General features: G+C 55.2%; 13 protein-coding genes. 2 read left to right on the forward strand and 11 right to left on the reverse strand.

Annotated features, from left to right (window positions below; genetic code table 11):
• Nucleotides 1–29: 29 nt before the first annotated feature.
• From rimP to F7P80_RS16730, 3 genes are all read right to left on the reverse strand, one after another.
• Nucleotides 30–608 carry a ribosome maturation factor RimP gene (rimP, locus tag F7P80_RS05510; protein WP_054065554.1) on the reverse strand — a complete coding sequence of 193 codons (579 nt, stop codon included), beginning with the start codon at nucleotides 606–608 and terminating at the stop codon, nucleotides 30–32.
• 192 nt (nucleotides 609–800) lie between these two features.
• Nucleotides 801–1,154: a thioredoxin family protein gene (locus tag F7P80_RS05515; RefSeq protein WP_151043309.1), complete on the reverse strand. Its 354-nt coding sequence runs from the start codon at nucleotides 1,152–1,154 to the stop codon at nucleotides 801–803.
• 184 nt (nucleotides 1,155–1,338) lie between these two features.
• Nucleotides 1,339–1,506 carry a hypothetical protein gene (locus F7P80_RS16730; protein WP_170265343.1) on the reverse strand — a complete coding sequence of 56 codons (168 nt, stop codon included), beginning with the start codon at nucleotides 1,504–1,506 and terminating at the stop codon, nucleotides 1,339–1,341.
• Between the two features lie 419 nt (nucleotides 1,507–1,925).
• Between F7P80_RS16730 and F7P80_RS05520 the strand changes: the two genes are divergently transcribed.
• Nucleotides 1,926–2,666: a lipocalin family protein gene (locus tag F7P80_RS05520; protein ID WP_151043311.1), complete on the forward strand. Its 741-nt coding sequence runs from the start codon at nucleotides 1,926–1,928 to the stop codon at nucleotides 2,664–2,666.
• Between the two features lie 187 nt (nucleotides 2,667–2,853).
• On the opposite strand, the gene F7P80_RS17385 is transcribed toward F7P80_RS05520, so the two are convergent.
• From F7P80_RS17385 to F7P80_RS05545, 6 genes are all read right to left on the reverse strand, one after another.
• Nucleotides 2,854–2,985: an RcnB family protein gene (locus tag F7P80_RS17385; RefSeq protein ID WP_428840849.1), complete on the reverse strand. Its 132-nt coding sequence runs from the start codon at nucleotides 2,983–2,985 to the stop codon at nucleotides 2,854–2,856.
• Nucleotides 2,955–3,308 (reverse strand): hypothetical protein, encoded by a 354-nt coding sequence (locus F7P80_RS05525; protein ID WP_428840850.1) that lies wholly within the window; start codon nucleotides 3,306–3,308, stop codon nucleotides 2,955–2,957. Before F7P80_RS05525 ends, F7P80_RS17385 begins: the two co-directional genes overlap by 31 nt.
• A gap of 109 nt (nucleotides 3,309–3,417) precedes the next feature.
• Nucleotides 3,418–5,031 carry an ABC transporter ATP-binding protein gene (locus tag F7P80_RS05530; protein ID WP_211371997.1) on the reverse strand — a complete coding sequence of 538 codons (1,614 nt, stop codon included), beginning with the start codon at nucleotides 5,029–5,031 and terminating at the stop codon, nucleotides 3,418–3,420.
• Complete coding sequence (locus tag F7P80_RS05535) at nucleotides 5,031–6,104, reverse strand: ABC transporter permease (RefSeq protein ID WP_249041388.1); 1,074 nt, start codon at nucleotides 6,102–6,104, stop codon at nucleotides 5,031–5,033. Before F7P80_RS05535 ends, F7P80_RS05530 begins: the two co-directional genes overlap by 1 nt.
• A gap of 45 nt (nucleotides 6,105–6,149) precedes the next feature.
• Complete coding sequence (locus tag F7P80_RS05540) at nucleotides 6,150–7,178, reverse strand: microcin C ABC transporter permease YejB (RefSeq protein WP_151043317.1); 1,029 nt, start codon at nucleotides 7,176–7,178, stop codon at nucleotides 6,150–6,152.
• A gap of 6 nt (nucleotides 7,179–7,184) precedes the next feature.
• The gene (locus F7P80_RS05545) at nucleotides 7,185–9,035 is read right to left on the reverse strand and encodes an extracellular solute-binding protein (protein ID WP_151043319.1); all 1,851 of its coding nucleotides are present in this window, start codon (nucleotides 9,033–9,035) and stop codon (nucleotides 7,185–7,187) included.
• A 100-nt stretch (nucleotides 9,036–9,135) separates the two neighbouring features.
• Between F7P80_RS05545 and fabI the strand changes: the two genes are divergently transcribed.
• The gene (gene fabI / locus F7P80_RS05550) at nucleotides 9,136–9,936 is read left to right on the forward strand and encodes an enoyl-ACP reductase FabI (RefSeq protein ID WP_054065560.1); all 801 of its coding nucleotides are present in this window, start codon (nucleotides 9,136–9,138) and stop codon (nucleotides 9,934–9,936) included.
• An 80-nt stretch (nucleotides 9,937–10,016) separates the two neighbouring features.
• On the opposite strand, the gene F7P80_RS05555 is transcribed toward fabI, so the two are convergent.
• Nucleotides 10,017–10,976: a fimbrial protein gene (locus F7P80_RS05555; RefSeq protein WP_170265344.1), complete on the reverse strand. Its 960-nt coding sequence runs from the start codon at nucleotides 10,974–10,976 to the stop codon at nucleotides 10,017–10,019.
• 47 nt (nucleotides 10,977–11,023) lie between these two features.
• Complete coding sequence (locus F7P80_RS05560; protein ID WP_151043324.1) at nucleotides 11,024–13,696, reverse strand: fimbria/pilus outer membrane usher protein; 2,673 nt, start codon at nucleotides 13,694–13,696, stop codon at nucleotides 11,024–11,026.
• Nucleotides 13,697–13,700: the final 4 nt, after the last annotated feature.

A 13,700-nucleotide genomic window follows, 5' to 3' on the forward strand; every position in this document is an offset into this window, starting at 1 on the left:
CCTGTTTAGCATTTAGCAATGTCTTCGTCTTAAACGGGCTTGACGCCACGCCCCTTGAAGTTCACCACAGGAGCCAGTCGTGCCTCTTTCAGCTCATCCAGCGTGAAGCCCATAGCCTGCAATGGTGCGGGCTCACGCTTTTTGCTCACCTTGGCACCGGGTTTGCGTGCTGGCTCATCACTCCAGACAATCTGCCAGCCACCATTTTCCGCGCGCTCCAGCGTGCCGCGGAATTTCTTGCGATTGGCATTGACCACACCTGCACCTGCTGCACCAATGGCTTCCTTCAGGGTGATGTCAATCTCAGAGCCAGCAAAGCGGACAAAATCCTGCTCATGGCGCAGGGGACGATCGATGCCAGGAGAGGAAACCTCCAGACGCGTGTAGTCCACCCCTTCCACCTCCAGTGCAAATTGCAGTTGGCGCGTGACCTTTTCACAATCTTCCACAGTCACAAAAGCCTCTGGTAGCGGATCGACGCCCTCTTCAGGCGCCTGCCAAGGCAGATCGATGGTGATGCGCAGCAGGCCACCGGCCGAGCGCTCAATTTCCACCAGGTCATAGCCCAGACCCGTTACGGTTTGTTCAACAATTTGCTGTAGTGCCACGTGCTAAGTTCAATCCCGGAAGTACGAAAAACCCGACAACCATCCTGCAATTGCTTGGGGACGGCTTCGAGCTCCAAAAGCAACCGACCAAAAAAAACGGGCGGTTGGTATCCGCCCGTTTGGTCGTGAATGCTTTATTGTATCCGCAAAGTGTTGATTCGCGATGTCAGCCACATGCAATTCCTGTAGGCATCACTGCCATTTTTTGCATACGCGTTGCCACAATGCATCGGCCTCCTCAGAGACTGCCATCCCTCCAGACTCACCTGCCAGCAACGATGTCAGCAAGCGCTCCAGTACTTTGATCTGCGGCAGCAGCGGCCCCAGAAAAAGGGCTTTGGAGCCTTGCCCAATCAACAATGTGGGAAAGGTTTCTACATCTACATCGCCCACGACTTCTTCTTCATCCTCGACGTCAACCCAGTCAAAGCGCACCTGCGGAAACCTGGCTTTGAGGGCCTCAAACTCCGGTGCGTACTGACGGCACACACCGCACCATGCTGCACACAGGCAGACAACCCCTACGGGGGCTTGATCACTGTTCATCTTGTTCTGCTCTCCAGGCCCGGGGCCAGCATTCAGATATTTCAGACTGGCATCCTACCCTTGATGCCAGCCGCATGACAGCACCCATGTACACGGCAAGCGTCCGAAATGCAAAAAGCCCCAGACACAGGTCTGAGGCTTTGCTTGGCGACTGGGCTATGCAGTCCAGCCGTGCTGACGGGAATTAACCCGAGTGAGCACGCTTGCCAGGATTCTTCTTGCTGCGAGTGTGGGAACCACGCTCCAAGCTCACGCGCTGGCCACGGCCTTGGGGCAGCAGGGTCACACCCTGAGGAGGAACGGGACGGGGTGTGCGCTTGCGGTCAGCTTCAGTAACGATTTTATTGCCCATGGCAATTTCTCCAGTTGAAGTTTGAGTAAACAGCGTATTTTTCCACATTCGCTCTGTTTATTCTTGAAATCCCATGAAAAACACAAAAAAAGGCTGGTGCTATGGACCTGACAACGCGCTGCAGACTCCTTGTGCCAGATTTTGCTCAGCATGGATACCATGGCCACTGTTGCAGGATCATGCTCGCGCAAGCTGGGATAGATCCAGGGACGCAGCACTACACACGCATCACACCACGCAGTAGCTGCAATCACTTTTATCCATAGCAACACCGTTTGCAGCCATCGTTACGACAGCATTTCACAGCCGCCACCTACAATGCCCTGGCAGTTGCTGCTGCAAATACTTGGTGCTCGATGTCTGCAGATGTGCCAAGTTTTTGGTGCGCCTTTTGTGTTCATCGCTACAGGAACATACCCATGCCGCTTTTTCGTCGCTCCAGCACGCACTCCGCATTACCCAGCTGCCCGCGCTGCGCTACGCAGGATGCCCTGCAAAACACCGTCCAAAGCATTCAGGCCACACTGCTGCAGCATCGCAAGGCAGGCCATTTGCCTCAGATTGCCAGCGAGCCGCCTCAACAGGCCCGGTCTGGCGTCAACCAGGCAGCACTGTGCACGCTGGGCCTGGTCGCCGTAGCAGGCCTTGCCCTCTACGCCACGCGCAATCCGCGCATACCGCAGGGCATTCACCCGGTCGAAGACTTTGAGCTGCAGCGCTATCTGGGCAAGTGGTATGAGGTGGCACGCATTGACCACAGTTTTGAAAAAGGCCTGCAGCGCACGCAGGCCGAATACAGCCTGCTGCCCAATGGACGCATTCAGGTGGTCAACCGCGGCTATGACCCCAAGCGCGGAGAATGGAAGATCTCCTTCGGCAAGGCCATGCCCACCATCCGGCCTGACGTTGCGGCACTGAAAGTGTCCTTCTTCGGCCCTTTTTACGGTGGCTATAACGTGGTCGCCCTGGACGACAAGTACCGCTGGGCCATGGTGATTGGCGACAAGCTGGACTATTTCTGGATTCTCTCGCGCACTCCCACCCTGCCCGATGGTGTGCAGGAGCGCCTTTTGCACCATGCGCAGCAGCTGGGCGTAGACCTGACCAAGGTGCTCTGGGTGCATCAGGATGGCGTCAACCCCACAGGCTCGTACTCATAAAACCATAGCTGCTTGCGCTTGATTTATAAAGAATTCCACATGATTTATATCTGAAAGCTCCTAAAAACAAACGCAAGCAGCTATCAAAACAAAAGCCGATGCATCAGCATCGGCTTTTTTGATGAACACCTGCATCCAGCTTCATGCTGCAAAGCTTGCAGCAGTCCATGGTTGCAGACTCTTGGTTTTAACGGCCCAGAATCAGCTGCGCGATCACGCCCGTGGCGATGGCAACCAGCATGTAGTCCGCACCGTACTGCACCCACTGATGGCCTCGGGGCGGCGCCTTCAGACCATGCCCTCGCCAGTCATTGACCACGTAGTGTGGCGTGCGGTACTGCGGCGCACACGCGATCCCTTGACCCAGTTGTACTGCGGGCCTGCGCCCATGCGCTTGGCCTGCCCCGGTGGCATGCCATGGGGGTGCATGGGTTTGCCTGCCATGTTAGGAGCGGGCCTGTAGGCATTCGGTGCATGCCCGGGCGCTTTACCACCTGGATGCGCAGACTTGACTGCGGCAGGTCCACGGCCCGGACCTCCTGGGCCTCCGTGCCCGGGAGGCATGGGCTGTGCGCTGACCATCAGCGATGTGCTGCCCAGCACGAATGCAGCCAGCGCTGCGGTGATCTTGTTTGGGCTCATAGCGCCTCCTTGTGACGGTGCTTGCTGATGAAGCCATCATAGGCAGGCACCGCAAAGTTTTACGCCACGGTCTGTAAAGGGATTGCAAATTTTGTAGCACCTTCCACTGCTACAGCGTGGCCTGCACAAGTTGCTGGGTGTATGGATGGTGGGGTTGCTGCAGCACCTGCTCGACACTGCCGGCCTCTACCACCTGGCCGTTTTTCATCACCATCACCTCATGCGCCATGGCGCGGATTACGTCCATGTCGTGCGTAATCAGCAGATAGCTCAGCCCCAGCTCGCGCTGCAGGCGTTGCAGCAGTTGCAGCACCTGTTTCTGGATGGTCACATCCAGCGCACTGGTGGGCTCATCGAGCACCAGCACCTTGGGCCGCAAAATCAAGGCCCGCGCCACCGCCAGACGCTGGCGCTGACCGCCTGAGAACTCATGCGGATAGCGTTGCAGCAGCCCCGGGAACTGCTGCTCACTCAAGCCCACGCTCTGGAGCACCTCCAGCACCTGGGTACGACGGCCTGCTTCGCTGATATCAGGGGCATGCACGCGCAGGCCTTCGCCCACAATCTCCTCCACCGTCATGCGCGGCGAGAGCGACGAGAACGGGTCCTGAAACACCACCTGCACCATGCGCCGCAAGGCCTGGTTCGCAGGCGTATTGCGCATGGCTGGCTGCTGCCAGCACTGGCCCGTAATCTGGAGCTCCCCCTGACTGGGCAACAGCCCCAGAATGGCTTGTGCCAGCGTGGATTTGCCCGAGCCGGACTCGCCCACCACACCCAGCGTCTGCCCCTGGCGCAGACAGACATCCACGCCCTGCACGGCCACAAACTCCCCTTTGCTGAACCAGCCCTTGATGCCTGGCAACGGCACGGGGTAGCCCACGCGCAGCTGCTGCGCCTGCACGACCACGGGAGCGGCGATATCAACCGCCTGCACCTCGCGCTCAGGCTGGCTGTGCAGCAGCTTTTCGGTATAGGGGTGCTGTGGATGCTCGAAAAGCTGCGCCACCGGCCCCTGCTCGACCAGCACGCCATGCTCCATGACCACGGCGCGGTCGGCAAAGCGGCGCACCAGATGCAGATCGTGGGTAATCAGCAGCAGCGCCATACCCGTCTGGCGCTGCAGATCGCCCAGCAGCTCCAGCATCTGCATGCGCAGCGTCACATCCAGCGCCGTCGTAGGTTCATCGGCCAGCAGCAGCTTGGGGCGCGATGCCAGCGCCATGGCGATCATGGCGCGCTGGCGCTGGCCGCCGCTGAGCTGGTGCGGATAGCTTTGCGCGCGGCGCTGAGGCTCTGGAATGCCCGTGGCGGCGAGCAGCTCCACGGCCTGCGCCCAGGCCTGCTGGCTACTCAGCGCCTGCTTGAGCTGCAGCACTTCCGCCACCTGCGCACCCACGGTCATCAGCGGGTTGAGCGCGGTCATCGGTTCTTGAAAAATCATGGCGATATCGCCACCACGCACGCCACGCATTTCGCGCTCGGTCAGTGCCAGCAGATCTCGCCCGTCGAACAGGGCCTGACCGCTGAGCTGGGCTTCGCCCACCAGCCGCAGCAGACTGAGCGCAGTCACGGTCTTGCCCGAGCCGGATTCGCCCACCAGCGCCAGCTTTTCCCCAGCGCGCACATCAAAGCTCACGCCATGCACCACCTGCTTGCTGCCAAAGCGCACCTTGAGGTCGCGCACGGACAGCAGCGGCTGTGGATTTTGGTCTGGTTGCATCATGCGCCCTCCTTCGCGTCGCTGGCCTGTGCCTTGCGGGGGTCCAGCGCATCACGCAGCGCATCGCCCATAAAAGTCAGCAGCAGCAAGGTGATGACCAGCACACCAAAGGTGGACAGCGAAATCCACCACGCATCAATGCTGTTCTTGCCCTGATTGAGCAACTCACCCAGGCTCGGGGTGCCGGGCGGCACGCCCAGGCCCAAAAAGTCCAGCGAGGTCAGCGCCAGAATGGCGGCACTCATGCGAAACGGCAAAAACGTCACCACGGGTGTGAGGCTGTTGGGCAGGATGTGCCGCCAGATGATCTGTCCATTGGGCACACCCAGCGCCCGTGCGGCCTTCACATAGTCCAGCTGGCGGTTGCGCAAAAATTCGGCGCGCACGTAGTCAGACAGCCCCATCCAGCCAAACAGACTCAGCAGCACCAGCAGCAAGGAGATACTGGGGGCCAGCACGGCACTGAAGATGATGAGCAGGTACAGCTCCGGCATGGAGCCCCAGATCTCAATAAAGCGCTGGAAGGTCAGATCCACCTTGCCGCCAAAAAAGCCCTGAATGGCGCCAGTGATGACGCCCAGCACCACGCCCACCGCCGTCAGCGCCAGCGCAAACAGCACGCTCAGGCGAAAACCGTAGATGAGCTGGGCCAGCAGGTCACGCCCACGGTCGTCCGTGCCCAGCCAGTTTTCCCGCGATGGCGGGGCTGGGTTGGGTGCCTTGGCAAAGTAGTTGATGGTGTCTGCCCCGTAGCGGTTGAGCGGGAAGATGGCCCAGTTGCCGGGCTGGTGCAGCTGCGCTTCGATAAAGGGGTCCAGGTAATCCGTGGGCGTGGCAAAGTCGCCGCCGAACACGGTTTCCGGGTAGTTTTTCAGCAGCGGGAAGTAAAACTGCCCTTCATAGCGCACCACCAGCGGCTTGTCGTTGCTGACCACCTCAGCAAAGAGGCTGACCACCACCATGACACAAAACAGCACCAGGCTGTAAAAGCCCAGCTTGTTGCGACGAAAGCGCTGCCAGGCACGCTGGCTGGGGGAAAGAGAACGCGGCAAGGCGGTGTTTTCTGCTTGCATAGATATAGCTGCTTGCGCAGATGGGGATTGCGTTAGCGCCATATTTCAATCAAATTTCACACGGGGATCGACCCAGACATAGCACAGGTCGCTGATGAGCTTGGTCACCAGACCAATCAGGGTAAAGAGGTAGAGCGAACCCAGCACCACAGGGTAGTCGCGCCGGATGACACTCTCGTAGCTGAGCAGGCCCAGACCATCGAGCGAGAACAAGGTCTCAATCAGCAGGGAACCCGCAAAGAACGCGCCAATAAACGCCGCAGGAAAGCCGGTGATGATGGGAATCAGCGCATTGCGAAACACGTGCCGGTACAGCACCTGCTTCTCGTTCAAGCCCTTGGCACGCGCCGTGAGCACGTACTGCTTGCGGATTTCTTCGAGGAAAGCATTCTTGGTCAGCATGGCAGTCACGGCAAAGCTGCCTGCCACCATGGCTGTGACCGGCAAGGCGATGTGCCACAGATAGTCCGTGATCTTGCCCATGAGGCTGAGCGACTCCCAGTTGGCCGAGGTCAGCCCGCGCAGCGGGAACCATTGCAGCTGCCCGCCAAAAATCACCAGCAGTGCCACGCCCAGCACAAAACCGGGAATGGCATAGCCCACCAGAATCATCAGCGTCGTCACCAGATCAAAGCGCGAACCTGCACGCACTGCCTTGGCCACACCCAGCGGCACTGCCACGAGATAGCTGATGAGAAAGGTCCACAGCCCCAGACTGATGGAGACCGGGAGCTTTTCCACAATCAGCTCCCACACGGGCTTGTTCTGGAAAAAGCTGGTGCCCAGATCAAACTGCGCAAACTGGCCCAGCATCTGCACAAAGCGCTCATGGGCAGGCTTGTCAAAGCCATACAAGGCCTTGATCTGCTCAATGCGTTGCGGGTCTACCCCCTGCGCGCCACGGTAGGCCATGCCACCGCCTTCAGCCCCGACACCTGCACCGGCCTTGGCCTCGGCCAGGTACTGCTCCACCGGGCCGCCGGGCACAAACTGAATGACCACAAAGGTCAGCAGCAGCACACCCAGCAGCGTGGGAATCATCAAAAAAATGCGTTTGAGAATATAGGCAAACATGGCGGCTTAGGGCTGTGTGGAAGGCAAAGCGACGCGCGCCGTCTCTGCATTGAGCGGGGGCATGCGCGCCCACCAGGTGTCTATGACCCAGCCCTCTCCATTGGAGTACGGCGGAATCACACTGGGGTGCTCCAGCCGCCACTGGTTGTAGGCCATGCGGTGGGTGTTGGCCGACCACTGTGGAATCAGGTAGTGGCTGTGCGCAATCACGCGCTCCAGCGCACGGCAGGCGGGCTGCATCTGCTCCTGCGTCTTGGCCTGGACCATGGCGGCAATCAGCGCATCCACGGCGCGGTTCTTCACCCCGGGGAAGTTGCCGGAATCTTCCTGGTCTGCCGCCGCACTGCCGAACAGGTCCGCAAACTCCTGGCCCGGGTTGTTCGTGCCCTGGTAGGCGATGGAGGTGATGTCGAAATCAAACTTCTGCAGCCGCTGCTGGTACAGCGCAAAGTCCACCGCGCGGAATTTGAGTTGAATGCCCAGCTTTTGCAGGTTGCGCTGCCACGGTGCCACCACGCGCTGGCCGCTTTCGCCGCTGTCCAGGTACTCCAGCACCATGGCCTGCCCTGCTGCATTGCGCAGCACACCGTCCTTGCCAACCTCCCAGCCCGCTTGCGCCAGCAGCTGCTTGGCCGCACGCAGATTGCCGCGCAGGCCTTGCTCACCATCGGTGCGCGGCGGCACTGCCATGGGGCCAAAGGCTGCATCTGGAATTTCGCCACGGAATGGCTCCAGCAACTCCAGTTCCTCGGGCGTGGGCTTGCCATTGGCCTCGCAGATGGTGTTGCCAAACAGGCCTTTGACGCGCTGGTAGGAGCCATAGAACATCTGGCGGTTCATCCACTCATAGTCCAGCGCCATGCCCAGCGCCTCGCGCACACGGGCATCCTGCAGAAAAGGTCTGCGCACATTGAGCACATAGCTTTGAAAGCCCGTGGGCTGCTTGTGTGCAAACTCGCCCTTGACCAGCTCTCCCGCATCAAACTTGCGCCCATTCACGCGCCGCGCCCAGTCGCCCGCGCTGAAAAAGCGCATCACATCAAACTCACCGGCCTTCAACGCCTCCAGCCGTGCCGTGCTGTCCTTGTAGATCTTGACGATGATGCGCTCAAAGTTGCCGGTGCCCCGGCGCACGGGCAAGTCTCTGGCCCAGTAGTCAGGGTCACGCACATAGGTAATGTCCTTGCCAAACACCACAGGGCCAATGCGGTACGGGCCACTGCCAATGGGTGTTTCCATGACCACCTCATTGAAGGCTTTGCCTGCACCCCAATCACGGCTGAAGATGGGCATGCCGCCCACGGTCAAAGGCAGCTCCCGGTTGGGTGAGCGAAAGTGAAAGCGAATGGTGCGCGCATCCACCACTTCCCAGCTTTGCACCTCGGCCAGCACAGTCTTGTAGCCGGGAGAGGTATGCGGCCCGGTCAGGGTATCAAAGCTGTGCTTCACATCTTCGGCCAGTACCGGCTTGCCATTGTGAAAGCGTGCTTCAGGCCGCAGGCGGAAGGTGGCCGACAGACCATCAGGTGCGACCTGCACATCCTCCGCCAGCAGCCCATAGCCGGTGGCGGTTTCATCCATGCTGCCTACCAGCAAGGTATCAAACAGCAGGCCCGAGAGATACGCAGGCGCCGTGCCTTTGATGGTGAAGGGGTTGTATTTGTCGAAGGTGGAAACACGCAGATTGCTCACCAGCCGCAGCTCACCGCCTTTGGGAGCATCAGGGTTGACGTAGTCAAAGTGCGTAAAGCCCTGCGCATATTTGGGTTGCCCCCATAAAGCGTAAGCGTGCTCAGCCCAAACTGGGACTGCCGTAGTGGCTCCTGCGAGCAAGAAAAAAAACTTCCATAGGCGCATGCGACAATTCTGCACCACAGCGGCCTGCCACCACAGCTTGTATTGCAGCTGGCGAATTTGTCTGGCAGGCCTTCACCGCATTTTCACAAGGAGAAGAACAATGGGTTTTCTGACCGGCAAGAAGCTGCTGATCACTGGCGTGCTGTCCAACCGCTCCATCGCCTACGGCATTGCCAAGGCCTGCCATGAGCAAGGTGCCGAGCTGGCATTCAGCTATGTGGGCGAGCGCTTCAAGGATCGCATCACCGAGTTTGCTGCCGAATTCGATTCCAAGCTGGTGTTTGACTGCGACGTTGCTGACGACGCACAAATCGAAAAGCTGTTTGCCGATCTGGGCGCTGTATGGGGCAAGTTTGACGGCTTTGTGCACTCCATCGGTTTTGCTCCCCGTGAAGCCATTGCAGGCAACTTCCTGGATGGCCTGTCGCGCGAATCCTTCAAGATTGCACACGAAATCAGCGCCTACAGCTTCCCAGCCATGGCCAAGGCTGCCCTGCCTTACCTGAACGACAAGTCCTCGCTGCTGACCTTGTCCTACCTGGGCGCCCTGCGTTCCATCCCCAACTACAACACCATGGGCCTGGCCAAGGCTTCGCTGGAAGCTTCCGTGCGCTACCTGGCCGAAGCCGTGGGCCGCACCGAAGATGGCCGCTGCATCCGCGCCAACGGCATCTCTGCCGGCCCCATCAAGACACTGGCTGCCTCGGGCATCAAGGACTTTGGCAAGCTGCTGGGCCGTGTGGCCGACGCTGCACCGCTGCGCCGCAACGTGACCATTGAAGACGTGGGCAATGTAGCTGCCTTCCTGCTGTCTGACCTCGCCTCTGGCGTGACCGCTGAAATCACCTATGTGGACGGCGGCTTCAGCCAGACCGCAGGTCTGAGCGCAGACCAGGTTTAATCAGGCCAGCTCCTCAAAAAAATCCCCCGCACCTTTGAAGGCTGCGGGGGATTTTTTTGTCATGCATTGAAAGATGCTGCTTACTGATAGCTCATGGTAAATGTCGCTGTTGCACTGACAGTGCCACCTTTCACATTGCCTTTGGAGATATATCTTGCCGTAAAAGGTATGGAAGTCAGACTTGGCGCGGCGTCTCCCACCAGCATTTGATTGACCGTGCCAGCGACTGGAGAGTCAGGCCCAAACTTGACGGCTTTCTGATTCATGAGTATTTCGATACCAACCCCTGAGGCTGTTGAGCTTTTATCCAGCGTCAAAACACTCCCTCTATTCCCAACGTCATTTTTATCTGTCAATGTCACATAAACTTTAGAGCCAGCCGTGCAATTCAAACCTATGGAGAAATTCGTATCTCCTGCTGTGGAATTGGCATTTTTCAAGTCAATTGCCTGGACATCTGGCAATGTGACATTTACACGATTTGACAGCACCGCACATGTATGCGGCGTGATTACTGAAACACCTTCTTTAATATCAGCACGGTAGCTAGCCGTCGGAAAGCATGTACCAGAGTAAGTCACTATCATATAAGGCGTTTGATTGATAGTCCCTTGCCCAACTTGATCAATCACCACATATTGAACTCGGCGATATTGCTGAGAAGACGAGTTTGGTTGATAAACATTGGCCGTTACCGAATTAGGTGCAATATAATAGCCACCATTCCACCCCTTGGTAATTCCAAAGCGCACCCCCACTCCAGGAACATTGGTTTTATAAACATTCGTAAATCCTGGTGCCAGTGCCCCATAGACTTCTGCAGATTGCAAAAATGGGCATGTGACATTTTTAGATTGCATCAATCCCAAATCAAACGTCTCATTAAGCACCGTACCAACCTTCATATCTCTAGGAATTGTAATACTTGGCATTTGGAATGTGATATTACTAGGCGCAACAATTTCACCTTGAGCCAATACAACCGAAGGATACAACAGTAAAAAAAACAATTTATTTATGCATCTCAAAACATTAGGCATAAAAGACCTCATTTCTAAAAATCAATCACATCTAAATTTCAACGCTTTTACATAGATGTACATGACACATCTTGCTTTTCATACGCATTCCTAGCTGTATCGTCGCGCAGCAACTCATACTTCACTTGACATTGTTGATCAGGAGCATCACCCCACTTCACGCTAAGTTCACCCTGCTCTTGCAAGCCATATACGAAACTATTTCCCCCCTGCCCCACCACGCCGGCCTCTTTCCCATCTGGCAGCAGAACTACTGAACCAAATGGTGGAGGCGTTCCATCACTGCGGGAAATATCAAACAAGGCGGCCTTGCCAATCGTTGTCTCAAATTTTATCAAGACCACGGCATTTTCATAAGGAACGACCTGCTCTGTGGTTGATTCAAAGTTCACATCTGGAGAAACATTTCTCACATTCAACAAAATATTGTTTCTCTGGTATGCACTCAAGTAAGGCACAACGGCATATCCATTCCCATCAACTTCAATACCTTGGGAGTTTTGAACAATTGCACCTTTAGCACCTGGAGCATGCACCAGACCCACGGTGTCACCAATCTGGTTCGCAAATGTCAATCCCCCTGCATGGAGCACAATCCCACCACTGACAGATGCTGAAAGCTGGGTACTGCCCTCACCAGAACTCACACTTCCATCAAAAATTGCTGAACTGGATCGATATTGCACGCTACCACCACTGAGAGTGCCTTGCTTTTCAAAATTTTCTGCATACAAGCCATAGCTCAGCCTGTAATCCTCACCAGCCACCCCATTAAATCGAATTTGCTCAGAATTACCCCGTGTTTTGTCATGCACCAGGCTAGTAGTCAAATTATTACCCCAGTTCCGCCCCAGAGGGAATGTCAGCGTCAAGGCAAAGCGATCACTATCTACATCACCTATGCCATTGGCCTTAGATTTCAGATAATTAAAATTCAATCCAAAGGTATAATTATTAACCGTAAAATTATTTGAATACCCTGCCTGCGCCGTCACCAACGAATCCTGATAACTCCAGTACCTGGTCTTCGCCAGCATCATGTATACACTGCCATACCCCCCCAACGGCTGAGAGTAGGTAAACTGTATCTTTCTTCTTTCACGATTGTAGTTACTAGGAGCAACAAAAGAAGAAAACTCCTCGTAATTCACCTTAGAATCCAAGCCCCAGTAATTATTATTATATGAATATACAGATATATCAAAATTTGATTGCAGAGAATCAAATAATTTTGCATACCCAAGTCGCAATCTACTACCTGTAAACTCTTGCTGACCAAAAAAGTCTGTTAATTTTGTTTTAGCAAACTCGACATCACCGGAGAAAGCTCCATAATCAGTGCCATACACAGATCCAATCAAGGTAGCCCAGTAATTTTTTGAAACAGTGTAGCCAGCATAAGCCGTCCAGTAGTTCGAAATACCGTACTGCGCTGTCGCGCGCGCAACATTCACATTACTGGTAGATCCTGCATTCCTGTATTTTCCAATTGCAGCCGAATATCTGAACTGATTTTCCCGAACCAGCTGAGGCATGGCAGAACTTGGAACAACAAAGCTGGTTTTAGTACCATCTGCCTCCGTGATGACCACATCAAGATTGGAGTTATTGGCTGATGGATACAGATCGTCAATCACGAAAGGACCAGGTGCCACAACGGTTTCATAGATCAGATTACCGCTTTGAAACACCTCAACCTTGGCATTGGTTAAAGCAACACCACGCACTACGGGCGAATATCCACGCATGGATGCAGGAATCATCAAGTCACTACTTGACAGCTGAATACCACGAATACCGATTGAGTCCGTAACAGCACCATCGGTATAACTATCACCTATCATCAAATTAGCCTTGATACCGGGAAGTGCTTTTTCCACATAGGTATCTATACTGTCGTAAGTAGACAGCGAAGGAGCACCATAATTTTTTTGGCTTGTAAAATAGCCAAAGTGCCTGAAATTCCAGCCATTTACATTGATACCACCACGCAAGCTGGCATAGCTGCTGTGCGTATCAAATCCACCTGTTGTTCGATAATGACCTAATCTATACTGCAAGGTGGCTGCATTAATACCTTGCTGCCAGAATTCCGGATTCACGTAACCTCTTGGCGTTTTCTTCAAAAATGCTTGAGGTATGGAAATATCTAGACGCAGTGCTCCCTGATCAAAAACAGCCTTTGCATCAGGGATCAGCTTCTCCAGTGGAACGCAAGATTCTGGACCCATCTGCAAAATACGTTCACGACTCGATTCAGGCAAAGTCTCTAGATCCAGATTGAAGCCATTCAGCAGCCTCTGCGTGAGACACGGAATGACTACATTATCAACTCTTTTGAATTCCACATCATCAGAAACAATACTTTCTCCATTCAGAACCAAATCAACATTGTATATCCCTGGTAATACCTGATTTAATTCAGAAAAATTAGCAATCTCTACTTTTCTGTTTCCATGCAGCATGTTCAAGTCAAAAACTGGATCTCCTTGAGCATCAAGCTTTAACTTTACTTCTTTATCACCGACACCTTGCGCACCCTCCCGGACTTCAGTATCATTATCAATACTCTTTGACTCTGGTGGCAAAGCAGACGGAATCACTCCAACCTCTGCCTGAAGATACAAAGGCAAGCCACCTAAAAATGATAAAAAAACAAAGCTGCGCATATCCGGCATAGAACCCTCGTCATGAGCTTTTAAAAAACCACCAAACAGCACGTTT

Origin of the sequence: Comamonas kerstersii, assembly GCF_008801935.1 — a bacterium.
GTDB classification, from domain to species: domain Bacteria; phylum Pseudomonadota; class Gammaproteobacteria; order Burkholderiales; family Burkholderiaceae_C; genus Comamonas; species Comamonas kerstersii.

Coding starts and splice junctions, on each gene's coding strand:
- F7P80_RS05535 (WP_249041388.1), bottom strand. CDS start 6,104: ATGCAAGCAGAAAACACCGCCTTGCCGCGTTCTCTTTCCCCCAGCCAG.
- F7P80_RS05515 (WP_151043309.1), bottom strand. CDS start 1,154: ATGAACAGTGATCAAGCCCCCGTAGGGGTTGTCTGCCTGTGTGCAGCA.
- F7P80_RS05545 (WP_151043319.1), bottom strand. CDS start 9,035: ATGCGCCTATGGAAGTTTTTTTTCTTGCTCGCAGGAGCCACTACGGCA.
- F7P80_RS05525 (WP_428840850.1), bottom strand. CDS start 3,308: ATGAGCCCAAACAAGATCACCGCAGCGCTGGCTGCATTCGTGCTGGGC.
- F7P80_RS16730 (WP_170265343.1), bottom strand. CDS start 1,506: ATGGGCAATAAAATCGTTACTGAAGCTGACCGCAAGCGCACACCCCGT.
- F7P80_RS05530 (WP_211371997.1), bottom strand. CDS start 5,031: ATGCAACCAGACCAAAATCCACAGCCGCTGCTGTCCGTGCGCGACCTC.
- F7P80_RS05555 (WP_170265344.1), bottom strand. CDS start 10,976: ATGCCTAATGTTTTGAGATGCATAAATAAATTGTTTTTTTTACTGTTG.
- fabI (WP_054065560.1), top strand. CDS start 9,136: ATGGGTTTTCTGACCGGCAAGAAGCTGCTGATCACTGGCGTGCTGTCC.
- F7P80_RS05540 (WP_151043317.1), bottom strand. CDS start 7,178: ATGTTTGCCTATATTCTCAAACGCATTTTTTTGATGATTCCCACGCTG.
- F7P80_RS05520 (WP_151043311.1), top strand. CDS start 1,926: ATGCCGCTTTTTCGTCGCTCCAGCACGCACTCCGCATTACCCAGCTGC.